The 26,627-nt window shown below is 51.8% G+C and carries 23 protein-coding genes; 16 read left to right on the forward strand and 7 right to left on the reverse strand.

Going from position 1 to position 26,627, the window contains the following annotated elements:
• Positions 1-10: 10 nt before the first annotated feature.
• The 3 genes from DDT56_RS01370 to dcuC all read right to left on the reverse strand — a co-directional run bounded on the left by DDT56_RS01370 (position 11) and on the right by dcuC (position 3,377).
• Positions 11-586 (reverse strand): DJ-1/PfpI family protein, encoded by a 576-nt coding sequence (locus tag DDT56_RS01370; protein ID WP_136164714.1) that lies wholly within the window; start codon positions 584-586, stop codon positions 11-13.
• Positions 587-798: 212 nt separating this feature from the next.
• On the reverse strand, positions 799-2,067 hold the full coding sequence (locus DDT56_RS01375; RefSeq protein ID WP_136164715.1) for an amidohydrolase: 1,269 nt from the start codon (positions 2,065-2,067) through the stop codon (positions 799-801).
• A gap of 29 nt (positions 2,068-2,096) precedes the next feature.
• Entirely contained in the window at positions 2,097-3,377 is a 1,281-nt protein-coding gene (dcuC, locus tag DDT56_RS01380; RefSeq protein ID WP_136164830.1) for a C4-dicarboxylate transporter DcuC, read from the reverse strand.
• Between the two features lie 122 nt (positions 3,378-3,499).
• Here dcuC and DDT56_RS01385 point away from each other — a divergent pair, with 122 nt between their 5' ends.
• From DDT56_RS01385 to DDT56_RS01395, 3 genes are all read left to right on the forward strand, one after another.
• A complete protein-coding gene (locus DDT56_RS01385; protein WP_136164716.1) occupies positions 3,500-4,432 on the forward strand; it encodes a LysR substrate-binding domain-containing protein in 933 nt (310 codons plus the stop codon).
• Between the two features lie 240 nt (positions 4,433-4,672).
• On the forward strand, positions 4,673-6,019 hold the full coding sequence (gene argG, locus DDT56_RS01390) for an argininosuccinate synthase (RefSeq protein ID WP_136164717.1): 1,347 nt from the start codon (positions 4,673-4,675) through the stop codon (positions 6,017-6,019).
• Between the two features lie 405 nt (positions 6,020-6,424).
• A complete protein-coding gene (locus DDT56_RS01395) occupies positions 6,425-7,021 on the forward strand; it encodes a hypothetical protein (protein WP_136164718.1) in 597 nt (198 codons plus the stop codon).
• Between the two features lie 277 nt (positions 7,022-7,298).
• Here DDT56_RS01395 and DDT56_RS01400 read toward each other — a convergent pair whose 3' ends face one another.
• Positions 7,299-8,231, reverse strand: a complete 933-nt coding sequence (locus tag DDT56_RS01400) for an AEC family transporter (protein ID WP_136164719.1) — start codon at positions 8,229-8,231, stop codon at positions 7,299-7,301.
• Between the two features lie 595 nt (positions 8,232-8,826).
• On the opposite strand from DDT56_RS01400, the gene DDT56_RS01405 reads away from it, so the two are divergent.
• The 5 genes from DDT56_RS01405 (at position 8,827) to DDT56_RS01425 (ending at position 14,852) form a co-directional block, all read left to right on the forward strand.
• The gene (locus DDT56_RS01405) at positions 8,827-9,939 is read left to right on the forward strand and encodes a mandelate racemase/muconate lactonizing enzyme family protein (protein WP_136164720.1); all 1,113 of its coding nucleotides are present in this window, start codon (positions 8,827-8,829) and stop codon (positions 9,937-9,939) included.
• A 105-nt stretch (positions 9,940-10,044) separates the two neighbouring features.
• Positions 10,045-11,412 carry an MFS transporter gene (locus DDT56_RS01410; protein ID WP_136164721.1) on the forward strand — a complete coding sequence of 456 codons (1,368 nt, stop codon included), beginning with the start codon at positions 10,045-10,047 and terminating at the stop codon, positions 11,410-11,412.
• Positions 11,400-12,887 carry a UxaA family hydrolase gene (locus DDT56_RS01415; RefSeq protein WP_136164722.1) on the forward strand — a complete coding sequence of 496 codons (1,488 nt, stop codon included), beginning with the start codon at positions 11,400-11,402 and terminating at the stop codon, positions 12,885-12,887. Before DDT56_RS01410 ends, DDT56_RS01415 begins: the two co-directional genes overlap by 13 nt.
• A 45-nt stretch (positions 12,888-12,932) precedes the next feature.
• Positions 12,933-13,694 (forward strand): Crp/Fnr family transcriptional regulator, encoded by a 762-nt coding sequence (locus DDT56_RS01420; protein ID WP_136164723.1) that lies wholly within the window; start codon positions 12,933-12,935, stop codon positions 13,692-13,694.
• A gap of 153 nt (positions 13,695-13,847) precedes the next feature.
• Positions 13,848-14,852: a LacI family DNA-binding transcriptional regulator gene (locus tag DDT56_RS01425; RefSeq protein WP_136164724.1), complete on the forward strand. Its 1,005-nt coding sequence runs from the start codon at positions 13,848-13,850 to the stop codon at positions 14,850-14,852.
• A 68-nt stretch (positions 14,853-14,920) separates the two neighbouring features.
• Here the strand turns inward: DDT56_RS01425 and DDT56_RS24970 are convergent, their stop codons facing one another.
• The 3 genes from DDT56_RS24970 to DDT56_RS01435 form a co-directional block, all read right to left on the reverse strand.
• Complete coding sequence (locus DDT56_RS24970; protein ID WP_256373215.1) at positions 14,921-15,049, reverse strand: hypothetical protein; 129 nt, start codon at positions 15,047-15,049, stop codon at positions 14,921-14,923.
• Positions 15,050-15,156: 107 nt separating this feature from the next.
• Positions 15,157-16,515, reverse strand: coding sequence for an MFS transporter (locus DDT56_RS01430; protein ID WP_136164725.1), 1,359 nt, complete (start codon positions 16,513-16,515; stop codon positions 15,157-15,159).
• A 247-nt stretch (positions 16,516-16,762) separates the two neighbouring features.
• The gene (locus tag DDT56_RS01435; protein WP_136164726.1) at positions 16,763-17,575 is read right to left on the reverse strand and encodes an inositol monophosphatase family protein; all 813 of its coding nucleotides are present in this window, start codon (positions 17,573-17,575) and stop codon (positions 16,763-16,765) included.
• A 529-nt stretch (positions 17,576-18,104) separates the two neighbouring features.
• Between DDT56_RS01435 and DDT56_RS01440 the strand changes: the two genes are divergently transcribed.
• The 8 genes from DDT56_RS01440 (at position 18,105) to DDT56_RS01475 (ending at position 26,526) form a co-directional block, all read left to right on the forward strand.
• Positions 18,105-18,782 carry a hypothetical protein gene (locus DDT56_RS01440; RefSeq protein ID WP_136164727.1) on the forward strand — a complete coding sequence of 226 codons (678 nt, stop codon included), beginning with the start codon at positions 18,105-18,107 and terminating at the stop codon, positions 18,780-18,782.
• Positions 18,783-19,136: 354 nt separating this feature from the next.
• A complete protein-coding gene (locus tag DDT56_RS01445) occupies positions 19,137-20,213 on the forward strand; it encodes a zinc-binding dehydrogenase (protein WP_136164728.1) in 1,077 nt (358 codons plus the stop codon).
• Between the two features lie 40 nt (positions 20,214-20,253).
• Positions 20,254-21,633 carry an MFS transporter gene (locus tag DDT56_RS01450; RefSeq protein WP_136164729.1) on the forward strand — a complete coding sequence of 460 codons (1,380 nt, stop codon included), beginning with the start codon at positions 20,254-20,256 and terminating at the stop codon, positions 21,631-21,633.
• Between the two features lie 22 nt (positions 21,634-21,655).
• The gene (locus DDT56_RS01455; RefSeq protein WP_136164831.1) at positions 21,656-22,699 is read left to right on the forward strand and encodes an NAD(P)-dependent alcohol dehydrogenase; all 1,044 of its coding nucleotides are present in this window, start codon (positions 21,656-21,658) and stop codon (positions 22,697-22,699) included.
• A 22-nt stretch (positions 22,700-22,721) separates the two neighbouring features.
• Positions 22,722-23,558: a ketose-bisphosphate aldolase gene (locus tag DDT56_RS01460; protein WP_136164832.1), complete on the forward strand. Its 837-nt coding sequence runs from the start codon at positions 22,722-22,724 to the stop codon at positions 23,556-23,558.
• Between the two features lie 5 nt (positions 23,559-23,563).
• Positions 23,564-24,511 carry a carbohydrate kinase family protein gene (locus DDT56_RS01465; RefSeq protein ID WP_136164730.1) on the forward strand — a complete coding sequence of 316 codons (948 nt, stop codon included), beginning with the start codon at positions 23,564-23,566 and terminating at the stop codon, positions 24,509-24,511.
• Positions 24,512-24,519: 8 nt separating this feature from the next.
• Complete coding sequence (gene ydjG, locus DDT56_RS01470) at positions 24,520-25,506, forward strand: NADH-dependent methylglyoxal reductase (protein WP_136164731.1); 987 nt, start codon at positions 24,520-24,522, stop codon at positions 25,504-25,506.
• Positions 25,507-25,767: 261 nt separating this feature from the next.
• On the forward strand, positions 25,768-26,526 hold the full coding sequence (locus tag DDT56_RS01475) for a DeoR/GlpR family DNA-binding transcription regulator (RefSeq protein ID WP_136164732.1): 759 nt from the start codon (positions 25,768-25,770) through the stop codon (positions 26,524-26,526).
• Positions 26,527-26,627: the final 101 nt, after the last annotated feature.

Below are 26,627 nucleotides of genomic sequence, written 5' to 3' on the forward strand. Positions count from 1 at the left end.
AAGACGTGGCTTACGCCGGTACGCGCCAGTAATCGTAATCAATATGTTCAACCTGAAAATTCGCGTCTTCCTTATCACCCGTCAGGCGGCAGGCGATGGTAAAGGCGAAATCAAACGCCACGCCCAATCCTTTACCGCTGATCAGATTGCCGTCTTCGACGACTTTCTCGTTGACGTAGACGCCGTCGGTAACGTTCCGCCACAGCTCGCCGGAGCAGACATAACGGCGGCCTTTCAGCAGGTTATTGCCGCCCAGCACGCGCGCGGCGGCGGAACAAAGCGGACAAACCAGCTTGTTGGCATCATCATGGCGGCGAATAAATTCAACAACCAACGGATTCGCCGCCAGATTGACCGTTCCCTGCGGCCCGCCGGGAACGATCACGGCATCAAACAGCTCATCCATGTTTTTTTCCAGTAAGGCATCGGCAAACATACGAATATTGTGATAACTGCTTAGCTCCAGCCTGTCGTGGCACGACAGCATGGTGACATCTATTTTCATGCGGTGCAGTACGTCAATCACCATAATCGCTTCCGCTTCTTCAAACCCGGGGGCCAGCAGAATGGCGACTTTTTTAGACATAGCATCTCCAGCAACATGCAGAGGGGGGAAGAAAGAATAGCAAAGAACGCACATTAAAATGAAACGATGTTTTATTGTTGTTACTGGCGTCGCGTAACCCGCTTTTAGCGCTTAGCGTGTGGGGGAAATCGCGTTATACTCGTAAACTTGGGCCGGAGAATGATCCGGCCGATTTGATTTAGGTATGACGCCGCGTCGCCGGCGAGATCAGGTTAAGCCTGGCATAAGCGTTGGATGCATCCGGCGAACAGTTCGACGCCGGTCAGCAGCGATTGCTCGTCAAAATCGAAGTTGGACTGGTGGTGCCCGGCGGCAAGATCCGCTCCCAGAATAAAATAGAGCGCTTTACCGCCGTGATCCTGCACTCGTCTGGCAAGGATTGTGGCGTCTTCACTGCCGCCAAAGTGGCGTGATACCACCGTCAGCGATGGACGGTCGGCAATGACCTGCTTTAATACCTCAATTAATTCCGGGTCGTTATGCAGATCGACCGCCTCCCCGGTGATTTCTGTTTCCAGTCGTAAATCAAAACCATGTGCCGCGCCTTCGGCAATGCGCATCGCCCGATCGGTCATGTAATCGTTGATTTCTTTGGTCGCGCCCCTGACTTCCACCAGCAACTCGCCCTCGGCAGGGATCACATTGCGGCCTTCACCGGCGCGGATTACCCCGACGTTTACCTGTGACATACCGTCGCCATGTCGGGCTATTCCCAGCAACTGGGTGGCGCAATGGCAGGCTCCCGCCAAGGCGTTATGTCCTTTTTGCGGATCGGCTCCGGCGTGCGCGGGTACGCCATGGAAACGAAAATCAATTTTGGTGGTGCAAAGAAAACCCTGCGGATCCACCAGAACTTCGTTGCTTTTGGCCACCGTACCCAGATGCAGCGCCAGAAAATAATCCACATCGTCGACAATGCCGCTTTCAGCGATAGGCCTGGCCCCGCGCACGCCCTCTTCCGCCGGTTGAAAAATAAGTTTGAAGCGGCCATGCAGGGTGTTTTTCTGTTGCATCAACCATTGCGCGAGCCCCAAACCGATGGCGGTATGTCCATCGTGACCGCAGGCATGCATCATCCCCGGGTTGGTTGACGCAAAATGCTCCTGATTGGGAATATGGCCGGCGGAGGGGGGTTCTTGCACCAGTACGCAGTCAATATCGAAGCGCAAGGCAATGGTCGGGCCGGGGCGAGCGGTATCCAGCAGGGCCACGCACCCCGTCAACGCCTCCATTTCCGCCAGTAGCGCACTGTCAATACCTTGCGCCCGGGCGGCGGCGAGTCCTTTTTCCACTACGTCGGTTTTTCTACCCCGAACGAACGCTTCGTTGATGATTTTTTTACCAGCCAACACCTCGAACCCCATTGCGCGCAGGCGGGTAATTATTTTGGCTGTGGTGACAAACTCCGTCCAGCCTTCCTCAGGAAACTGGTGAAACTCTCTGCGCCAGTGGATTAACTGTTGTAACGTGATGTTTTTCATGGCTGCTCCTTTATGGCGGAAAAAGCGGATTACAGGAAGAAAAGCGCCACGGCGATGACCGCGATGATCATCCCCGGGGCGGTTCTTTTTACCATTTCTACCGGGTTAATACCGGCTAACCCCGCGCAGACGATAGTCGCGCCGGCCAGCGGGGACATATTGCGGCCGAGACAGGCCGCCAGCATGACGCCGACACCCAGGTTGGGAATTTCATAGCCAAAAGCGTTGGCATGCGGGGTGACCGCCTCATTAAACGCAAAGGCCGTGGCGTCGCCAGTACCGGTAATCAATCCCATCATAAATGGGCCAATGGTGCCGCCCCAGCGAGCAAAATCAGGATATTGCGTTAACAGAGTGATAAAACTGCTGATAATTCCACAGGCTTGTAAGCCTTCAATAAATACGGCGGCGGCGATGATAATGCCGAGAATATTTGCATAGGCGGAACCCATGCCGTTGAAAAATTCCTTGGTTAACTCGCTGGCGCTGGAACGGGTAATGAATAAGGCATAAATCGAGCCGATCAGCATTGCGGCAGGGACGTTCATTTCGGTTTTACCCAACCACCCCGCGCTTGAAGCAACCAATAATAGCACCGGAATAAAAGGCGCTATCGCATGAAGATAGTGAGGTTTTTCAGCGGGTGGGGTTTCAGTATCAAGGGGCGTGGTTTTTGCCGCCGGTTCTGACTCTGCCTGATAATTCAACTCTTTGCGAACCATCGCGACGGTCATCAGACTTACCGCGCAAATTATCCCGCAGGCGATGCTGATGGGAGCGTGGTAGAACACCAGGTCCATGACTTTCATGTTGGCTATATTGGCGATAAAGGCATTATGCGCGACTCCGGGATTGAGTACCGCTCCCAGCGTGCCGGATAAAACGGCCCCGCCGGCAATCGCCGGGTGTACTTTGGCGGCAATCAGCAATGGGATCAGCGTTGCCCCTACGGCGGCAGAAACCCCTGCGGCCGAGGGGATGGCAATACTGATGATAAAGGTGACCATGACGGCCACTGGCACCAGGAAGATCCCCAGCCGGCTGAGTCCCTTGGTTAAAATCCGCACCAGGCTGACATCGCACCGGGTATATTTCATGACATAGGCAAACCCCATGCTGGCACAGATTGCCTCAATCAAACCGGCGGTTGTCATCCTTTTGCTGAACGCGGCAAAGGCATCCATTGGCGAAAATGAAACCAGGCAAAGCAACAGGCCGGATCCGATGAGTACGGTGCGCGTGTCATGGCGTTTTATTAGCAGCCAGAGGGTCGCGAGCAAAATCAGGATACCTAAAATGAGCTGTAGCATGGAGTAAGCTCCATCGTAACGAGTCAAAATGACAGGATGAAATACTATCTAACATAACCATGCCAGCTATGTGGAGATGATGATAAGTTGCAGGTGATGCCTAAAGTTGATAGAGGCAATAGATGAAGTATTTACCCAAATTGCAGCAGCTCAGAATTTTTCATGAGGTCATTCGCTGTGGCAGTATTCGCGCGGCGGCGCGGGCGCTGAATCAATCGCAACCCGCACTGACCCGCGCATTACGGGAGTTAGAGCAAACGCTGGGGGCGACCCTGCTGGTAAGAAGTAACAATGGTATTACGCTAACGGAATCAGGCCGGGCTTTCGCGGTACGAATGCGTTTGATTTTGGAGGAGTTAGAGTGGGCAGCCAATGAAATTGAACAGATTAACCAGAGCTCTCAGGGGGGCGTGGCGTTTGGGATTTCATCACTGTTGGCCGTGACGGTATTATCCTCGGTTCTTAATGACTTTAAAAAAGATCTTCCTCAAGCCGGCATCGCGATAAAAGAGGCTCAGCTGTCAACGCTATTGTCAGCATTACGCGAAGGGCAGCTTGATTTTGCGATAGGAACAATCGCGCCGACGGTGCCGGTCGCCGAGTTTGTCATCGAACCCCTGTTTGCGGCGCCATTCGGTGTGGTCGCTCGTATCGGGCATCCCTTGGCGCATTGTCGTTCGCTGGCTCAGTTGAAAGAGGCCCGCTGGTTTATGCCGGAGACGGATATGGGATACTACCAGCAGATAGAACAGCAGATTTTGTTTGGCGTTTCTGATATGCCCCAGGCGCCGGTGCGCTCGGACTCCTGTATTTGCGGGTTACAGCTGGTGCTACATGAAGACTACCTGACGGTGCTGTCGCTGGCGCGGGTGGCATCGGACGATTTTAATCAGCGATTAGGGATTATACCGGTGCAAGATACGTTGCCGGATGCGGTTTATAGCTTGATTTATGCGCGCTCGCGCCCATTGACCTATACGGCACAGAAAATGGCTGATTTGGTGTGTCGTCATGTGCAGCGTTATAATTGGCATCCGGCGCCCCGTTACTGTTGAGGGCGAATTTTTTGTATAAATTGTCACTCTACTCTTCCCGTCCCAGCAAAAAGATGTTTAAATTATCACTCACTTATTTTGCATAAATATGCATTTATTGAGAGTGTCGGTTTTGACGATAAACCCCGTCCGGGCCATCCCCTATCCGGCGAAGGCATCACCTCTCATCAATGTATGGCGTAACATAATGGCGTAGCTGCTAAGCTGCTACCCATCGATCTTCGAGCAGGGATTTTATTTATGACAACGATTCTCAAACACCTTCCGGTCGGCCAGCGTATTGGTATTGCCTTTTCCGGTGGTCTGGATACCAGCGCCGCGCTGCTTTGGATGCGTCAAAAAGGCGCGGTTCCTTATGCGTACACCGCGAATCTGGGTCAGCCGGATGAGGATGATTACGATGAGATCCCCCGCCGCGCGCTGGAATACGGCGCTGAAAATGCCCGCCTGATCGATTGCCGTAAGCAACTGGTGGCGGAAGGTATTGCGGCGATCCAGTGCGGCGCTTTCCATAACACCACCGCCGGCGTCACCTATTTTAATACCACTCCGCTGGGGCGGGCGGTAACCGGCACCATGCTGGTGGCGGCGATGAAGGAAGACGGCGTCAATATCTGGGGTGACGGCAGTACCTATAAAGGTAACGATATCGAGCGTTTCTATCGCTACGGTTTGCTGACCAATGCCGAACTGAAAATCTATAAACCCTGGCTGGATACCGACTTTATCGACGAGTTGGGCGGCCGGCAGGAGATGTCCGAGTTTATGGCGCAGGCGGGTTTCGGCTACAAGATGTCCGCAGAGAAAGCCTATTCCACCGACTCCAACATTCTGGGTGCGACCCATGAAGCCAAAGATCTGGAATATCTGAACTCCAGCATCAAAATCGTCAACCCGATTATGGGCGTCAAGTTCTGGGATGAAAACGTAAAAGTCGCGGCGGAAGAAGTCACCATCCGTTTTGATCGCGGCCACCCGGTGGCGCTGAACGGTCAAACCTTCTCGGACGACGTGGAACTGATGCTGGAAGCCAACCGTATCGGCGGACGCCACGGTCTGGGCATGAGCGACCAGATCGAAAACCGCATCATTGAAGCGAAAAGCCGCGGTATCTACGAAGCGCCGGGAATGGCGTTGCTGCATATCGCTTATGAACGTCTGCTGACCGGCATCCATAACGAAGATACCATCGAACAGTATCATGCCAACGGCCGTCAACTGGGGCGCTTCCTGTATCAGGGGCGCTGGTTTGACTCGCAGGCGCTGATGCTGCGCGACTCCTCCCAGCGTTGGATCGCCAGCGCCATCACCGGCGAAGTCACGCTGGAGCTGCGCCGTGGTAACGACTATTCCATCATGAATACCGTTTCCGATAATCTGACCTACAAGCCGGAGCGCCTGACGATGGAAAAAGGCGATTCCGTATTCTCGCCGGACGACCGTATCGGTCAGCTGACGATGCGTAACCTGGATATCACCGACACGCGTGAAAAACTGTTCAACTATGTTGAAACCGGCCTGCTGTCCTCGTCCGCCAACGCCGGGTTGCCTCAGGTAGAGCAGTTGCAGGATAAAAGCAAAAAGTAATTCATTACCGCCTGGTGTTTCATTAAGGGCAAAATCCGCCGCCGCAAAACGCCGGCGGATTTTTTTATGCGCTAACTATTTCCTGGAGTGCGTTTATCGCCCTATTCTTATTCCTTTTTAATATTAATGAAAAAATAAAATTGCCGATACCTTTTACTGAACAGTCTCTTTTTAATGCTGGCATCAACGGTCTTTATCATGTGATGGAACTCGCAATAAGCCTGGCGGAAATGCGTTTATTTCCTGTCTGTCACCGTACTTATAGCCGATTAATGTTATCGGCAATAGCTGTCTTATTAGACGTATTTTATATTTATTTCAATATGTTGGTGTTAGCTATCACTATATCTTATAGCATATTGAACGGTATCTGGTATTACATGAAATATAAAAAGGAGCGGCATTGTGGATATAGCAGGTATCGACACACAGAGTCAGAATATAAAGCCTTTTTATCCTGTTGTATCCATTAGCACCCTGGGTAATACAGATTCATCATCGGCTGGTACGGAAAGCGATTCGCTGGAGAAGAATAGTCTGCCGGGCGTCAGTACTCAGGTCACGCTATCGACGGATGGAAAAAGACAGTCCGGTATAGCGCAGTCCGGCGACAGCCAGACAGATGTTGAAAGACGGCAGGCCGCTCGCGAAGCGCAGCAGGCTAAAGAGGAACGGGAGCAGCGGGAGACGGCGTCTGCGGAGCGTTCTCTGCAAATGATCAACGGTATTCCTCTGTACGGCGGCACGCTGGTATCCATGATTAATTACCCTGACGGCAGTTGGGAAGCCTTTGATGTATTTTCCGGTAAGCCGGTGACGGCCGAAGAGCGCATACGGATAGGGCGGGAGACTGACGGCGATAATACGGATGCGTTCAGCTTTTATAGCAAGGGAATATATAACGGTCTGTCCGCTGCTGAAATATACGAAAAGATACAGCAGATGATGGGGATTGAATCGGCCGATCTGGATTGGCGGGCGATTGGCGCCAACGATATTTGAACCCCGAAAAACTAATGCCGACGCTATTATAAACTTGCCGCGAATAATAGAATGGCGGAGAAATAGGGATTCGTCATTTTCGCCATTATTATATTCGCTAATCACCCGCCGTTCCCGATATAAATAGCTATACCCGTCATACTTCAAGCTGCAGGTGCGTTGGCTTTCCTCACTCACCCCGGTCACTTACTGGTGTAAGCTCCCGGGAATTCGTTGCGTCGCCGCCTTCCTGCAACTCGAATTATTTAGGGTATATACAAAACGGACAACGCTTATCTCAGCCTGAATAGGAGCATAACTGGGTGAGCATCAGCATCAAGGGAATGGTGATGGCGGCAAGCAACGTCTGGATGGTGATAATGCCGGCGGATAATTGATGGTCGCCGCCGAGCAGCTTCGCCATGATGTAAGCGGAAGCGGTGCAGGGGAGCGCGTTGAATAGAACCACCGTCGCCAGTACGGGGCCCGATATGCCGAGAAAGGTCCCGATAAGCAATGTTATGCCGGGAACCAGCAGCAGCTTGACGAAAGAGGATTGTAATACCGTCCATTGCGCCGAGCGGGCCGCCTGAATATTCAGGCCGGCGCCAACGGCAAGCAGCCCCAACGGCAGGGAAGCGCCGCCAAGAATCTTCAATATATTGTCGGCCGTTTGCGGCAACGGCAATCCACTGTAGTTAAACAGTAATCCCGCCAGTATGGACACAATCACCGGATTTTTAACCAGCGCTTTGACAATCGGCAACCATCCGGGCCTGCTGCCTTGTCCGTAATGCATCAGAATAACGATGGAAGCGACATTCAGCAGCGGTATGGCGACCGCAATACTGATGGCGGTCACGGTTAATCCGGTATGTCCGTAGGTTGCTGCCGCGGCGGCCACCCCGATATAGGTATTGGGACGCAAAGCACCCTGGATCACGGAAGAGAACGTCGGGCCGGGCTGTTTTAACCACAGTCGCCACAGCCAGAGTATTCCCCCGCCGACAAAAACGGCGCCAAGAATAGACCATGCGATAGGTTGAACCGCGAACTGGCTGAGATCGGCTTTGCCGACCTGGGCGAACATCAGGGCGGGGAAAAGGTAAAAATAGTTCAGTTTTTCGCAAGGCAACCAAAAGCCGACGTCAATCAGATTCCTGCTGCGTAGCAGGAGGCCCATGGCGATAAGGAACATTATCGGCAGCAGCGACAACAGCGTGGTTATCATAAGACTCTGGCAAGTACGGCATTGATGGCCGCAGTGACGCGTTTTTTCACCATTCCCAACAACTTCAATGAATTAGGTTTTTTTATTAATGACATTTTGATGACAATGAGGGAAATGTGTTTAGTGGCAAAGCAAAGAAAAAAATCTCATAAGAGAGATGTTGCGGCGACGATTCGAAAAACGTGGAGCGCGTATTGGCGTGGTTAAAAACAAATGGCTCGTTCTATTAATGGAGCATAACTTCTAATTATGCCCCATTAATAGAACGGTCATGTGGGAGAAACACCCCTTATCCATGCTGTTCAGCCCGGCTTTTTACCTGCGCCGGAATCTGCGGTTTGCCCGCAGGCGGCGGGATGGAAATCTGAATCTGTGCCCGTACTGTTCAATCAGCGCCTTTGGTTTGCATGTCGGATAGTCAATCCGGCAATGAATCGATGGGCGCCGGCGCAGCGCGATTAACCGCGATCCAGTTCAAATAATTCATTAAAAATCTCCAACGGCAAGTGATGTGTATACCGTTTGACAGCTATGGCTAATAGCCATTGTTAGATTGCGGTTATCGGCCCGTATCACTTAACTATTGGGATGAATAATGAAAATTACTAAAGTTACGACATTTATCATGCATGTACCGGTAACCAAAAATATTATTGGCGACTCCACGCATAAAATCACCCATTGGGGTATGCCGGGCGTCATGATTGAAACCGAATGTGGTCTGGTGGGCTATGGATATACCGGAACACACGCCGACATTACGACCGACAGGCTTATTACCACCATCATCAGCGACGTATTTGGTCCGATGTTAATGGGTGAGGATGCCGATGAGGTCCGTCATTTACATCGCAAACTGTTACGCAGCTCGACCAATATTTGGGTCGGTCGGGGCGGTTTAATGCAAATGGCGCTTTCCGCTATCGATATCGCTTTATGGGATGTAAAAGCCAAAAGGGCGGAACAACCGCTGTGGCAGTTGTTTGGCGGTTCAAAAGATGCGCGGGTGACGGCGTATAACACGGACTGCGGCTGGCTGGTGCGGGATACGCCGGAACTGGTCGATGACTGCAAGAAAATGATTTTTGAAGAGGGTTTCAACGCCATCAAAATGAAGATCGGCAAGCCGAATCCGCGTGAAGATTTACAACGTATTGCGGCGGTAAGAGCGGCCATCGGCGATGATGTCAATCTGATGGTGGACGCCAACGGAAAATGGGATATCAGTACCGCCAAACAGTATGGCGCGCGTCTGGCCGACTTCGACATTACCTGGTTTGAGGAACCGATGTGGCACGATGACGTCGCCAGCCATCGTCAGCTTGCCGAACGCATTGATACGCCGATTGCGTTAGGGGAATTACTGTACCACCTGGATGCCTTCAAAGAGTTTGTGCTTGCCGGCGCGGTCGACTATCTACAGCCCGACGCTACGCGCTGCGGCGGCTTAACCGCCGTATGGGAAATCGCCGATCTGGGCATGGCCTTTAATCTGCCGGTGACGCCGCATCATGGGGATATGATGCAGGCGCAATTGCATCTGGTGATGGCGCATCCCGCCTGTTCGTTACTGGAGTTCATTCCGTGGACGCTGGACTGCTTTGTCGACCCGGTCGAGGTTAAAGACGGCGTTTATAGCGTGCCGACCGAGCCTGGCGCGGGCACGACATTGCGTCGGGACGCGCTGGAGCGCTTTAGCGTTAAATAAAACAACAGCAAAGATAATTATTCTTTTCATTTTTCATGACGGCTTACCCGGACATATTATTGCCCGGGTGGGTCAAGGTCATACTTAATATTAATGAGGTAAGTCATGTCCACCCCTACAGATGTTGATTTATCACAGGCCATTAGCAAATCCATACGCCGCATTATTCCAATGGTGACATTGATGTTTATTCTGGCGTATCTCGACCGCTCTAATATTGGTTTTGCCAAACAGGAGTTTCAGTTAGATACCGGACTAAGCGATGCGGCCTACGCTTTCGGCGCAGGTATCTTTTTTATTGGCTATGCATTGTTTGAAGTGCCCAGCAATATTTTACTGTATCGGATCGGCGCGCGCGTTTGGCTGGCAAGGATTATGATCACCTGGGGGCTGGTTTCCGCCGCCATGATGTTCGCCCATACGGAAGGGGTTTTTATCTTCCTGCGTTTTCTGCTAGGGGTTAGCGAGGCCGGCTTTTTCCCCGGCGTTATTCTTTACCTGACCTTCTGGTTCCCACAACATATTCGCGCCAGGGTCACCGGCTATTTCCTGTTCGGCGCGCCGTTGGCTTTCATCATCGGCGGTCCGCTATCCGGTTCGCTGCTCTCTCTTGAAGGAACATCGCTGGCTTTCGGTTTGCGCGGCTGGCAGTTGATGTTTGTCGTTGAAGGGTTGCTGGCCTCGCTGGTGGGCATCTGGGTGCTGTTCTATCTGGACGATCGCCCGGTGGATGCTAGCTGGCTGACAAAACAGGAAAAAGAGGCGTTGAGGCGGACCCTGGATCGGGAAGAGCAGGTTAAATTGTCCCATGGGCCGAAAGGCGTGTGGCAGGCGCTGCTGGATGTACGCGTGCTGTATCTGTGCCTGATCTGGTTTACCGTTCAGGTTTGCGGCTACGGTATTTATTTCTTCCTGCCTACGCAAATCGCCACGCTGCTGGGCAGTAAGGTGGGGCTGCTGGTGGGATTCGTCACGGCGATCCCCCCGCTATGCGCCGCCATCGCGGTTTACTACGTACCGCGTATTTCCGAAAAATTGCAGGAACGCCGCATCGTTGCTTCGGTGACCTTTATGCTTGGCTCACTGGGCATTGCGGTGTCGGGTCTGGCTGACAGTGTTCCCCTCGTGGCTATCGTCGCGCTGTGCGTCGCCGCGGCCGGTCATCTGGCGATGCAGCCGCTCTACTGGACATTTCCCTCTTCTTACCTGGGCGGCGCGGCGGCGGCCTCCGGCATTGCGCTGATCAACTCCATGGGCAACCTTGGTGGGTTCGTGGCGCCTAACCTGCGCGTCTGGGCCGAACAGACCTTTGAGTCAGCCCGGGCGGGGTTGTATTTCCTGGCGCTGGTCACCTTTCTGGGCAGTCTGATGATCCTGACATTACGACGCGTTGGCATAGACAAGACAATCGATGATTCGCGGCCCGCACCGGTTCCTGCGGTGAAGTCAGGAGAGGCGCAATGCATAAAATAACGTTAATTCATCCCGATGACTCGGTGATGATTGCCCTGACTTCGCTGGCTAAAGGCGAGACGGTTACCGACGGTAAGGTTGGGGTGGTGGTGGCTCAGGATGTGGATAAGGGCGCAAAAATCGCGCGTACAGCCATGCCGGCCGGCGCGCAGGTGATTAAATACGGGGCGCCGATCGGCTATCTGACCCAATGCGTGAGCGCGGGCGAATGGGTTCATACCCATAACCTTAAAACCGGCCTGAAGGCGCGGCAGGACTATCATTATGCGCCTTCTTTCCCGGCGGTGGTCACGCCCTGCCGGCCGCGGGAAATCAACGTTTATTCGCGCGCCAGTGGCGATATTGGCATTCGTAATGAACTGTGGATCCTGCCGACGGTGGGGTGTGTGAACGCCATTGCTCAGACGGTCGCTCAACGTTTTCGCGCGGAGCATGCGCTGGACGATATTGACGGGATACAGGTTTTCACCCATCCCTATGGTTGTTCCCAACTGGGGGACGACCATGAAAATACCCGGCGAATTCTGGCCGATATGGTTGTGCATCCGAATGCAGGCGGCGTGTTAGTCATTGGCCTGGGATGTGAAAACAATCAGATCGAGGCGTTTAAGGCGCTGGTCGGGGAGGTCGATCCCGGCCGGGTGCGTTTTATGGTGGCGCAGCATGAACAGGACGAACTGGCGGTCGGCTTACGTCACCTCAATGAAATCTATCAGGTTATGCGTCAGGATCGCCGCCAGCCCGCACCCATCGGCCGGCTGCGGGTCGGCCTTGAGTGCGGGGGCTCGGATGGATTATCGGGGATTACCGCCAACCCGATGTTGGGGCGATTCTCTGATTATCTGATCCTGAACGGCTGCAGCAGTGTGCTGACGGAAGTGCCGGAGATGTTCGGCGCCGAACATCTGTTGTTCTCGCGCTGTGAAAACGAGACGGTCTTTCGTCAGGCGGTAAAAATGATTAATGATTTCAAACGTTACTTTATTGAACACCATCAGCCGGTGTATGAGAATCCTTCGCCCGGCAATAAAAAAGGCGGTATCTCGACCCTTGAGGATAAATCGCTGGGATGTACCCAGAAGGCGGGCGCATCGAAGGTGGTCGACGTGCTTGAATATGGTCAGCGTCTGACGCGGGCGGGGCTTTCGCTGCTCAGCGCACCGGGCAATGACGCGGTCGCCACCTCCGCGCTGGGCGCCGCCGGCTGTCATATGGTGCTGTTTTCCACCGGCAGAGGGACGCCGTATGGCGGCTTCGTGCCAACCGTAAAAATTGCGACAAATTCAGAACTGGCCGCCTGGAAGCCGCACTGGATTGATTTCAACGCGGGCGCATTGCTGGAAGGCAAGGATGCTGATACGTTGCTGGAGGAGTTTGTTGCGCTGATCGCGGAAATAGCCAGTGGAAAACCCAGCCGCAATGAGATCAACCATTTTCGCGAACTGGCTATATTTAAAACGGGCGTCACATTGTAAAAGCCGCTGGCGAATCGCCGTCGCAGGCTGTTTGATGAGGTGAAGATGGCTAAGGTTTTTGAAACCGGGGAGGATCTTCCGCAGACGCCGGATGGGGCTAACGGTTTGCCTGACGAGGATATTTTGCCCGTGTTGTTAAGCAATAACTGGTTCAGGGCGCTGCCTGATTACCTTATCGAACAGATTATCGCACGCGCCGCCCTGCGGCATTACGACAAAGGCGAAATCATCCATTATCGCGGCGACGCGTCGCGCGGGCTGTACGCGGTGATTACCGGCGCGGTGAAAGTCAGCTCTATTTCATCGGATGGGAAGGAGTGTATTTTCAGATACTTATCGCCCGGCAACTGGTTTGGTGAAATCGGCATGATCGATAAGTCGGTGCGCACCCATGACGCCAGGGTTATCAGCAAAACGCTGCTGCTTACCCTGGCGCCCAGAGACGTGGAGTACCTGCTGAAAACCTATCCGATTTTTTACCAGTTTCTCGCCATCCTGCTGTGCAAAGTGATCCGCAACGCTTTCACGATGTTGCACGACAGTACGCTGCTGTCGGTGTCCGCGCGGCTGGCCAAACGGCTGATTAGCCTTGCGGAGGGGTACGGCGAACCTCATGGAAAAGGCGTTCTGATCAATTTGTATTTAACGCAGGACGATCTGGCCACAATCATCAATACCACCCGGCAGACCATTAATAAACGGCTGGTCGCCTGGGAAAAACTGGGATGGATCGACGCCAAATACGGAAAAATCCTGATCGTTAATACGGCGGCGTTGAAACAGCTGTATGAAGATGGGGATGAGTAAGCGCTGAATCAGACCGCGCCGGATCGCCGGTTGTGTATAACCCATTGTTCTGGAATCCTTATACGAAACGCAGTACATTTTAGTACGATTAAAGACGCCCCTCGCGCTAATCCGAACCTCCGCCGGGATCACGCCATGAATAAGGAGTGCCTGATGACTACTACCAGTAAGAGTTGGGTCACCGCGGCCGATGTGGCGCGTCGCGCCGGCGTATCCCGATCGGCGGTCTCCAGGGCGTTTACCGACGGCGCCAGTATTTCCGATCATACGCGTCAGAAGGTTATGGCGGCGGCGGCGGAGCTGGGTTATCAGGTTAATGTCATCGCCCGCAGCATGATTAAGGGCAGCAATAATTTTATCGGCATCGTCACCGCCGGGTTTGATAACCCGTTCCGCAGTAAGCTGTTGGCGCCGATCGTCCATCAGCTCAGTCTGCGAGGCTTTATGCCGCTGCTGATGGACGCCGACGATCCGCAGCAGTTGGAGCCTTCTTTGCGTCAGTTGATCAGCTACCAGGTGGCGGGGGTGATCATTACCTCCGGCGCGCCGCCGCTGTCGCTGGCGCAGGATTACCTGGCGAAACGTATCCCGGTCACTCTGATTAACCGTTCCGCCAATTCGCTGGGCGCGGATAGCGTCAGCAGCGACAATGTGCAGGGAGGACGCCTGGCGGCACGGGAGTTGATCGCCAGGGGCGCCCGGAAACTGGCCTTTATTGGTGAAAATCAGCAGCATTACAGCACCGCCGAACGGCGGGTTGGATTTGGTGACGAGCTGGCGCAGCATGGCCTGATCGCCCTTGAGCATTTTTGCGGACAGGGGGGGTATCAGGGCGGATGGGCTGGCGCGGACGCGTTGTTTTCCGGCGATGAGCAGCCCGATGGGCTGTTTTGCGCCACCGACATGCTGGCCTTCGGCGCGCTGGATTATCTGCGCCGGCACCACCCGCAGGCCGTCCCGACGCGAGTGAAAGTGGTGGGTTTTGATGATATTCCGCAAGCCTCTTTTGCCGCTTATGACCTCACCACCATACACCAGGATACCGATATGCTGGCCTGTCGGGCGGTGGATGCATTGTTAATGCGTATCCGGCAGTTTGACCGGCCGGTGAACACCTTTCGGACCGCGGTGCGGCTGGTGCGGCGCGGCAGCACATAGTCCGGGGCGCGTCGCACAGGCGCAGCCACACCGCGATGCGCCGGACAAGGCGCCCGGACGTTTTCATATCAATATTGCGTGCGGGTCACCGCGGTCGGATCAATCGAATCCTTTATCCGTTTGATAAACGCCTCTTGCGGGCACAGCGTCCCCACCGCCGTTGTCTGACACTGTCCGTCGTTAAACTCTGTTTTCATCGGCGGCCTGGGTTGTCATCATAAGTAACGCGCACGGCAAGACTATGTATAAATAGATCTTATTCATCATGGTTTCCTGTTGCTGCTAATAATAAATGGCGGAGGGGTTAACCGTGTTTTTCGCGTTGTATAAGATGCCGTTTTCTGGCAACGATGGCCCCGGTAATTAAACTTAACGTGGCTGATAATATTCCCATGCTGATCCAAAATGTCGATAGCGCGGCGAAATTATAAATGGTTTCCCCCTGTTCGATGATCGATGTTTTATCGATAATCACACCGGTCAGAAATTCCCCTAATCCCGCGCCGGCATAGCTGGCGATGCCAATCGTGCCCAATGCCGCTCCGGCTGCTTTTTTAGAGGAAATATCCACGGCGATTAATCCGCCAAGGAAACAGGTTAATGCGCCAATGGTCGCGCCGAATAATATCATCGACAGGATATCGGTATAATAGTTCTGCGGTAAATACAGCAGCATGGCGAAACCCGCGGTATTCAGCAGCCCGATAAAACAGGCTAGAATACTGCGGTTATTGGCAAAAAAGCGGTCGGAAATCATTCCCGCCAGAATAGTGCCGACGATGCCCGCTATCGCATTAACGCCGACAATGCCGGATGCCTGCAAGGTGGTATACTCTTTCGCATGTTCAAGATAGAAAATGCCCCACGAGTTAACGGCATAGCGGTCCATATACATAAAGGCGGAAGCCAGCGCCAGTGTCCACAGCGCCGGGTTATGCAGCGAAGTCAGCTGGTTTCTCAGCACCGATTTCTCTTTTTCCAGAACGGTAATCGGCTCGTTGCGGATCGTGCTAATCGGCGGATAACCGCTGCTCTGCGGGGAATCGCTCATGAATAACAAAATAAACAGGATGCCGACGCCGCCCAGCGCGGCCGTGGTGAAATAACCAAAGCGCCAGCCGAAACCGACAATGACCGCCGCGATAACGATATAGGTAACCGCTTCGCCGATATTATGCGCTGTCGACCAGATGGAATAAAACGTTCCGCGTTCTTTATTGCCGTACCAGCGCGCCAGGGAAACCACGCACGGCCCGACTCCCATTGACTGCGCCCAGCCGTTGATGCCCCAGAATATCGTCAGCAGAATGGCGTTGGTGGTCATGCCCATCATAAAGTTCATTGCGGCGCTAAGCAGCAAACCGAGACTCATAAAACGTACGACGTTGGCATGGTCGGCTAAAAATCCATTGACCAGTTTTCCGACGGCATAGGCAAAAAATAACGCGGAACCAATCATTCCTAATTCGGTCGGGGTTATTCCCAGTTCCACCATCGCGGATTTTGCTACGCTGAATGATAACCGGCAAACATAAAACATGACGTAGGCCGCTGACATGGCAATAAATAATCGCCAGCGGGTGAAGGTGAATTTCTTTTCATCAAACGTTCCGTCCGTTTCAATCGCAGGTGCCGCTTTAAAAAAATTGATTAAGCCTGACATGGAATCACTCCTTTTTCGGATGCGATAACTTCATGCTGTAATGCCTGCCATTTAATTAAATTACCGTGAACGCTTTATATTCGTCATATTTCAGGTTGCAGGTGTGCCGGGCGCACTCAATTATCGCCCCTTGCCGGCCTAATTCCTGATGTTGTCCTGCAACGCGAATTATTTAAAATATGTCATCACTAACGACCATTAACTGTTGAGTACATTATCAGAATGAAATCAGTTTCAGTCATGCGCCTTATTCGGCGCGGCGTTTGGGAATAAATTGTTTTAATTGCTGATATACTTGTGCGTTGGCCAGTAACAGCGGATTGCCGTTAATCAGACCGTGGTGACTGAGAAAATCACTGGCGACGCCGCCCGCCTCCTGAACCAGCACCAGGCCGGGCAGGCTGTCCCACGCATTCATGTGCGGTTCGTAATAGCCAATCAGCCGGCCAGCCGCCACCTGCGCCGTCATCAGCGCCCCGGAGCCGCTGCGGATAAACATCCCGCCGGCATGCAGCAGGTTGCTCAAAAACGGCACGAAATCTTCCGGCGTAACGCGGTGCGAGGTTCCCACGCCGGTCACGCCGTCGCGCACGTCTTTACCCGGATGCACATGGATCGGCGCGTCATTGACGAACGCGCCCTGACCCTTGCAGGCGTGAAACAGTTCCTGATGATTGGGGTCGCATACCACGCCGATAACCGGCTCGCCGTTCATAATCACGCCGATGGATACGCACCAGGTATGCAGACCGTTAAGAAAGCAACTGGTGCCATCAATCGGATCCACCACCCAGATGCAACGGGCCGTTTCATCTCCGCCGCCGGTTTCTTCGCCAAGAATGTCATCATCCGGGAAATGTTCGGCGATCGTTCCCTTAATCAGTTCTTCCACCAGCCGATCGGCCATACTGACCACATCCTGTAAGTCGTTGCCTTTATGTTCGACCAGAAGCTGATGGCGGTTCCGGTAAAAATCCCAGGCGCGTTTTGCGCCAAGCTGCGCAACCTGCCGTGCCAGTTGATAGCGCTGTTCCATATCCTGATGGATGATTTTTTTCATTTTCTGTTCCTTTTACGAAATTTAAATTTTATTTTTCCTCCAGGATCGTGCCGCAGCATCCACCGGATGACCGCTGGCTACCCGCGATCGGGCCCCGTCATACTTCAGGCCGCCGGCGCGTCGCATTGTTCAATTTCTTCCCTTTTTCCTGATTGCACTCGTGTGCAATTGGGGGGATAAAAAAACAGATGTATAACATCTGTCCAACTTACGGGGGAGTCTGCAGGGTTTGAAAAATATATTCCGTGATCGTTGCCCCATAAAAAATAATTTCCTTTTAGACCGCGTTCTGACGAGAAGATGAGCGGTTTTTCATCGTATCTATATGAATAAATGAGAGATATTTTATTAGCCGTGGCAGGCCGGCTCAGCAATGTCGTTCACTCTGCTTTGCTGCAGGCGCATCGCCATAACTCAAAGGCGGATATCCTTCCCGTTCCCCGGCGCTGTTTGGGCAAAGGCTTGAAAGAGGCCGTTAAGACATTGTAGGGTAGCGGCTATAAACATACTTGCCAGCCCAGGCTACGCCATGCCACCCGATATTCTTCAGGATCTTTATCATTCAACCAGTGAAGCAACGCTGCAACAGTGGGAAAAGCAGTCGGGCATCGGTGAGCTCATGAAAGGGCACTATTACGACACGTCCAGGCTGGCGTTCACCAGCGGTTTTCAGCCGCCCGCCACGCCGGATATTCGCCGCCTGCTGGCGCAGCTCGACGAACTGGCCGGAAACGATCCGCTGGCTGACGTGATGCCCGTTTACGGCTTACATTTTACTTTTTTGCCGATAACGCAGCAGATTTATTCGCCGGATCGACAACCCGATAATTTTTCTGAACTGCAATCCCTCTGGCAGGAATATGAGGGAAAAACGGTGCGGATATCAGACCTAAGACTGGTCGCCTTGCCCGGGCAATTGCTACTGGCGGGTATCCCTGATAAAGAGAGCATCGCCGCCCGTCACCAGCTGGCGTCTTCGTTGCTGGCCTCCTCGTGGCAGGAAGCGCTCAGAAACCGTCACGCCAATACTCCGCTTCCTGCGCCCTTTTGGCACAGCACGCTGCTAAGATACCGGGCGCAGCGGTTGCCGGAAGCATTTCGTCAGTTTTTCATTGCCCAGCGGCATCAGCGCTACGGCTCAGTTCATGGCCGGCTTAAGCTGGTGCTATCGAATTACAACTGGACGCAGCTGCGGACGATCCGCTAGCCACCAGCACCCTCTGCCCGTGCATCGGCCAGACCCATGAAGAATACGGCCCCATGTTCTCTGACGAGTCGGTCTATCCATCTGTTTTTCATCACGGAAGCCTGTTTCCCGCCGTGATCGAAAGCGGGGTGAGATCGCCATATTTTTCGCCACTCCCTGCCTGAATGATTTAACTTTTTGTTTTTAATTTATTTTCAACCATGCTCCCCCGTAATGGTAATCACGATTTTGTGATCCAGTCTTTGAAATGCAGATAAAAATCTTTGTTATACACATTTTGCGTTGACACCAAACTACCTCATGTAGAAAGATTAGCGCCAATGATTGAAAAAAATAAACGCAAAGGGGAAAGCGATGAAAGCATTAGCGCGTTTTGGGAAAGCCTTCGGCGGTTACAAAATGATTGATGTACCGGAGCCGGTATGCGGCCCTGATGACGTTGTTATTGAAGTTAAAGCCGCAGCCATTTGCGGTGCTGATATGAAACATTACAACGTCGATAGCGGCTCTGATGAGTTCAATTCCATCAGAGGGCATGAATTCGCGGGGCGGATTGTCAGCGTCGGAGACAACGTCAAAGACTGGAAAGTTGGACAGCGCGTCGTATCAGACAACAGCGGGCACGTTTGCGGCGTCTGTCCGGCCTGTGAGCAGGGTGATTTTCTGTGTTGCACAGAAAAAGTCAACCTCGGCCTGGATAATAATAAATGGGGCGGCGGCTTTTCGAAATACTGCCTGGTGCCCGGCGAAATTTTAAAAATTCATCGTCACGCGCTGTGGGAAATTCCCCAAGGCATCGATTATGAAGACGCCGCCGTGCTTGATCCGATCTGCAACGCTTATAAGTCGATTGCTCAGCAGTCCAAATTCCTTCCGGGGCAGGACGTCGTTGTCATCGGTACCGGTCCGCTCGGCTTATTTTCCGTGCAGATGGCCCGCATTATGGGGGCGGTCAATATTGTTGTGGTTGGCCTGGATGACGATGTGAGCGTCAGGTTCCCGGTCGCCAAAGCGTTAGGCGCCACGGCGGTCGTGAACGGTTCAAAAGAGGATGTGGTGGCCCGGTGTCAGGAAATCTGCGGCAAAGATAATCTTGGTTTAGTGATTGAGTGCTCCGGCGCCAATATTGCACTTAAACAGTCTATTGAAATGCTGCGGCCCAACGGCGAAGTCGTGCGCGTCGGCATGGGGTTCAAACCTCTCGATTTCTCCATTAATGATATTACCGCGTGGAACAAAAGCATCATTGGCCATATGGCATATGATTCAACCTCCTGGCGAAACGCCATCCGCTTATTGGCCTCAGGCTCCATTAAAGTGAAACCGATGATTACGCATCGCATCGGACTTTCGCAATGGCGAAAAGGGTTTGATGCCATGGTCGATAAAACGGCAATTAAAGTCATTATGACTTACGACTTTAATGAATAAATCAGCGTGAATTCCTTTTTTGCACAAGGAAATTGATCACATGGAACAAATAAAAAAGCCTCACTGCGGGGCAAGGCTTGACCGACTGCCGGATAGCCGATGGCATTATAATATGTTTGGCATGGTTTCTTTTGGTTTGCTCGTTTGCTGGAGTAATGCCGTTGGCGGATTGATATTAGCGCAGCTTAAAGATCTGGGTTGGACAGATAATTCAACTACCGCGGCTTTCTCCGCAATAACGACGGCGGGGATGTTTGCAGGAGCATTAATCGGCGGAATTATCGGGGATAAAATTGGCCGTAAAAAAGCGTTTATCCTCTATGAAGTCATCCATATTGCCTCAATGGTTATCGGGGCGTTCTCACCTAATATGGATTTTCTGATTGCCTGCCGTTTTGTCATGGGGTTTGGCCTCGGCGCGTTACTGGTGACGTTATTTGCCGGATACACGGAATATATGCCCGGCCGGAACAGAGGAACCTGGTCCAGCCGCGTGTCGTTTATTGGCAACTGGTCCTATCCCGTCTGCTCTTTAATCGCTATGGCGCTGACGCCACTCGTCAGCGCCGAGTGGAACTGGCGAGTACAACTGCTCATCCCTGCATTCCTGTCGCTGATCGCCACCTGGTTTGCGTATCGGTATTTCCCGGAGTCACCGCGCTGGCTGGAAGCCAGAGGACGATATCAGGACGCTGAAGCCGTAATGCAGGATATCGAAGCGCGAGTCGTCCGGCAAACCGGAAAGCCCTTGCCTCCCGTCGTCATCGCGGATGACGAGCGGCAACCTAAGGCCGTCCCCTATTTAGCGCTGCTGAAAGGCGCTTTATTAAAACGGGTGATCCTTGGGTCCTTTGTCCTTATCGCCATGAACGTCGTGCAATATACGCTGATAAACTGGCTGCCGACAATATTTATGACCCAGGGCATCAATTTAAAAGATTCGATTGTTCTAAATACGATGAGTATGTTCGGTGCGCCTTTCGGTATCTTTATTGCCATGCTGGTGATGGATAAAATTCCAAGAAAGACCATGGGGATCGGACTTTTAATTCTGATTGCCGTACTGGGTTATATTTATTCGCTGCAAACCAGCATGCTCATGATTACGGTCATCGGCTTTTTCCTGATCACCTTTGTTTATATGTATGTGTGTTATGCCTCCGCCGTGTATGTCCCGGAAATATGGCCTACCGAAGCAAAATTAAGAGGATCGGGACTCGCCAATGCCGTTGGCAGAATCAGCGGTATCGCTGCGCCTTATGCCGTCGCCGTTTTACTAAGCGGCTATGGCGTGACCGCTGTATTCATTCTTCTGGGGGCGGTTTCCATTATTGTCGCCGCGGCGATAGCCATGATTGGTATTGAAACAAAAGGTGCCTCGGTCGAAAGCATTGGTATGAACACTGTGACCAGTAAATAAGAACAACTGACAGGAATTCATGATGCAAAATTCTAAAGCAATATTAAAAACGCCCGGAACCATGAAAATTATCGCTGCTGACGTTCCCGTGCCTAAAGATGATGAAGTGCTTATTAAAGTGGAATATGTCGGCATATGCGGTTCGGATGTCCACGGTTTTGAATCAGGCCCGTTTATTCCGCCAAAAGATCCCAATCAGGAAATCGGACTGGGTCATGAATGCGCGGGAACCGTAGTGGCGGTTGGGCGCGCCGCCAGAAAATTTAAGCCTGGCGACAAAGTGAACATCGAACCCGGCGTGCCTTGCGGCAAATGCTGTTATTGCCTGGAAGGAAAATACAACATTTGTCCCGACGTCGATTTTATGGCGACCCAGCCAAATTATCGGGGCGCTTTAACGCATTATCTGTGCCATCCGGAAAGCTTTACCTATAAGTTGCCGGAGAATATGGACACGATGGAAGGCGCGCTGGTCGAGCCGGCGGCAGTGGGCATCCACGCCGCGATGTTGGCGGATGTCAGACCGGGGAAAAAGATCGTTATTTTAGGGGCGGGCTGCATCGGCCTGATGACATTACAAGCCTGCCGCTACCTGGGCGCGTCAGACATTATAGTGGTGGATGTGCTGGAGAAACGGCTGGCGATGGCGGAACAGCTTGGCGCCTCGGCGGTCGTTAATGGCGCCAAAGAGAATACGCCTGAACGTTGTAATGAACTATCAGGCGAGCTCGGGGCGGATATTGTCTTCGAAACGGCGGGATCGCCGATCACGGTTAAACAGGCGCCTTATTTGGTGATGCGCGGCGGAAAAATCATGATCGTTGGCACGGTGCCGGGCGATTCTGCGATTAATTTCCTGAAAATAAATCGGGAAGTGACGATTCAAACGGTATTCCGCTACGCAAACTGTTACCCGATTACCATTGAAGCCATCTCTTCCGGGAAATTCGATGTTAAGTCGATGGTCACGCATATCTATGATTACCAGAATGTGCAAACGGCCTTCGAAGAATCTGTGAATAACAAACGTGAAATGATTAAAGGCGTTATTAAAGTAACCGACTAACTACAGAGAGAGAATGAATATTATGCTCGCAGATATTAAGTATTGGGAAAGTGATGCGCAAAAGAATCAGTATGCAATCGCACACTTTAATGTCTGGAATGCGGAAATGTTGATGGGAGTAATCGACGCGGCGGAAGAATCGAAATCTCCGGTGATTATTTCTTTCGGCACGGGATTTGTCGGTAATACATCGTTTGAAGACTTTTCTCATATGATGGTATCCATGGCGAAAAAAAGCAGCGTGCCGGTTATCACGCACTGGGACCATGGGCGGAGTTTGGAAATCATTCATAACGCCTGGGTTCACGGCATGAATTCATTAATGAGGGATGCTTCGGCGTTTGACTTTGAAGAAAATATTCGTTTAACCAAAGAGGCCGTCGATTATTTTCATCCGCTCGGCATTCCCGTGGAGGCGGAACTCGGCCATGTGGGAAATGAGACGGTGTATGAAGAAGCGCTGGCGGGATATCATTACACCGATCCTAATCAGGCGGCGGAGTTTGTCGAACGCACCGGCTGTGATTCTCTGGCGGTGGCGATTGGCAACCAGCACGGCGTTTATACTTCGTCACCCCGGCTGAATTTTGACGTGGTTGAAAAAGTGCGCGACGCCGTCGCGGTTCCTCTGGTTCTTCATGGCGCGTCAGGAATTAGCGACGCGGATATCCGAAAGGCTATCTCTCTCGGGATCGCCAAAATCAATATCCATACCGAGTTATGCCAGGCAGCCATGACGGCGGTGAAAGAGAACCTGCATCAGCCTTTTTTACATCTTGAGCGCGAAGTTCGCAAAGCGGTAAAGGAAAGGGCGTTAGAAAAAATCAGACTGTTTGGTTCTGATGGCAAAGCGGAATAGTCACTATGGACGATATTGACGTTATTTGCATCGGTGCCGCTCTTGTCGATATTCCTTTACAGCCCGTGAGTAAAAACATCTTTGACGTTGACTCTTACCCGCTGGAGCGGATCGCAATGACGACAGGAGGGGATGCCATAAATGAAGCCATCATCATCTCACGCCTGGGGCATAAAACGGCGTTAAACAGTCGAATAGGCGATGATGCCGCCGGGAACTTTATTCTGGACTGCTGCCGAAAAGAACGGATCGATATTCAAAGCGTTAAACAGGATGACGCGATCGATACGTCGATAAATGTCGGGCTGGTGACTCCCGACGGCGAACGTACCTTCGTCACTAACAGGAACGGCAGCCTGTGGAAGCTAAATATCGCGGATGTGGATTTCTCGCGTTTCGAACAGGTAAAACTGCTCTCGCTGGCCAGTATTTTTAATAGCCCATTATTAGATGGTCAGGCGCTGGTGAATATTTTTACCAAAGCAAAAGAAAATAATTTGATCATTTGCGCCGATATGATCAAACCGCGGCTGAATGAAAGTCTGGCGGATATTCGTGAGGCGCTGGGTTATGTGGATTATCTTTTTCCAAACTACGATGAGGCGAAATTACTCACCGGCCAAACCGACCTTGATGGGATCGCGGATTGTTTCCTGGCATGCGGGGTTAAAACGGTCGTTATCAAAACAGGCAAGAGGGGCTGTTTTATCAAAAACGACGACGGCGGATTCGTTGTGCCGGCCGTGCCGGGGATCACGGCAATCGATACCATTGGCGCCGGAGATAATTTTGTTTCTGGCTTCATTACGGGAATCCTGGAGGGGAAGGCATTGCGCGACTGCGCATTATTTGCCAACGCGACTGCCGCGATTTCTGTATTGGGCGTTGGCGCGACCGCGGGCGTGAAGAACCGTAATTTCGTCGAACAATTGCTTGATGAATATGAAGGGTAAAGTAATCAATGAAAATGATACCGTTGGGTAAAACTGGTCTGGAAATTTCGCAAATGGGTTTAGGCACGTGGGCCATTGGGGGAGGGCCTGCATGGAATGGCGATCTTGATTTACAGGTCTGCATCGATACCATTATTGAGGCGCATACGTGTGGAATTAATCTAATTGATACCGCGCCCGGGTATAACTTTGGCAACAGTGAAGTGATCACAGGCAAGGCTATTCGTTCAATTCATCGCCAGGATATTATCATTGAGACTAAGTGCGGAATTGTATGGGAGCGTCAGGGGAGTTTATTCAACAAAGTGGGCGATCGTCAGCTTTATAAGAATCTTTCGCCGGAGTCTATTCGTAAGGAAGTCGAAGAAAGCTTACTGCGTCTGAATATTGATTATATCGATATTTATATGACCCATTGGCAATCGGTGCCGCCTTTCTTTACTCCCATCGCCGAGACGATGGCGGCGCTGAACGAGCTGAAAAAAGAAGGTAAGATTAAGTCTATTGGCGCGGCCAATGTCGATGTCGGCCATATCGATAGCTATTTACAATACGGCGATCTTGATATTGTGCAGGCAAAATACAGCCTGTTGGATCGACAACTGGAACACGATTTGCTGCCCCTGTGTCAGCAGCACGGCATTGTTCTGCAGGTCTACTCCCCGCTTGAACAAGGTCTGCTGACCGGCACCATTGCCAGGGATTATATTCCCACCGGCGCGCGCGCGAATAAGGTCTGGTTTCAGAAAGAGAACATGCTTCGCGTGGTTGATATGCTTGAGGAATGGCGGCCGCTATGTGAAAAGTATCATTGCTCAATCCCGACGCTGGCGCTGGCCTGGATTCTGAAACAAAGTGATTTGATTTCCATCCTCAGTGGGGCCACTACGCCGGAGCAGGTTCGTGAAAATGTGAAAGCCGCGTCTATTCGCCTTACCGATGCAGATGCCTCATTAATGAGAAAAATGGCCGAATCATTAGATAGTCAACATTAAATCATTCGGTCGGCGGGACAAAACGTTGTCGTGTCGAACAACGCTACGCGCTGACCCTCTACGAACGAGACCCATGGAGGGGCCGGACAACAAAGGCAGCGTGTCCCGGCAACCTGAAGTATGACGGGTATAATAGGCCTCTCTGTTTCTATGTAAACACATGTATAATTCTGTGATTCAAACATATTCCTTTGAGAATAAACAGGGCGTATGACATACTACATAAATATCATGTTGTTGAAGGAAACAGAGGGATAAACTGTGGCAGCAAGAGACAGACTTCAGACGATCAGGCAGATGGTCACGAATGATAAGAAAGTAACCGTCACCAATCTGAGCAGCATTTTTCAGGTCACAGAGGAAACTATCCGTCGGGATCTGGAAAAATTAGAGGTTGAGGGTTTTATTACGCGAACCTACGGCGGCGCGATATTAAACAGTGCTAATCTGGCGGAAAATGTTCATTTCTATAAAAGGGCTAAATCTTTTATTGAAGAAAAGCAGATTATTGCCCTTAACGCGTTACCGTTTATCAAGAATAAAACCACCATGGCCGCTGATTCCAGCACCACGGCGATGGAATTATTGAAGCTACTGAAAGATAGAAGTGATCTGACATTGCTGACGAATTCCGCCGAGGCCTTTCATGAGCTGGCGCAATCTGAGATTAAGGTGGTCTCAACCGGGGGAGAACTGAATAAAAATATGCTTTCATTGCAGGGGCGCATTACTAAAGAGATTATCAGTAAATATCATGTTGATATTATGGTTATGAGCTGTAAAGGCCTTGATATGCAAAGTGGCGCCCTTGATTCAAATGAGGCGGAAGCGGAAATAAAAAAAACGATGGTCAGGCAGGCTACTGAAGTGGCATTGTTGATCGATCATTCTAAGTTTGACCGAAAAGCATTTGTTCAGTTAGTCGATTTCAGTCACATAAATTATATCATAACGGATAAAAAACCTAGCGCAGAGTGGGTTGATTTTTGCAGCAAAAATAATATTCAGCTTGTTTATTGATAAGATAATATACTCTAATAATTCGGGTTACGGAAAGACCAGTGCGTCTGCAACCTGAAGTATGTCGGGTATATTTCGATAACGATTACTGGCTCTCCTGA

The organism is Brenneria corticis, from assembly GCF_003115855.1.
GTDB lineage: Bacteria > Pseudomonadota > Gammaproteobacteria > Enterobacterales > Enterobacteriaceae > Brenneria > Brenneria corticis.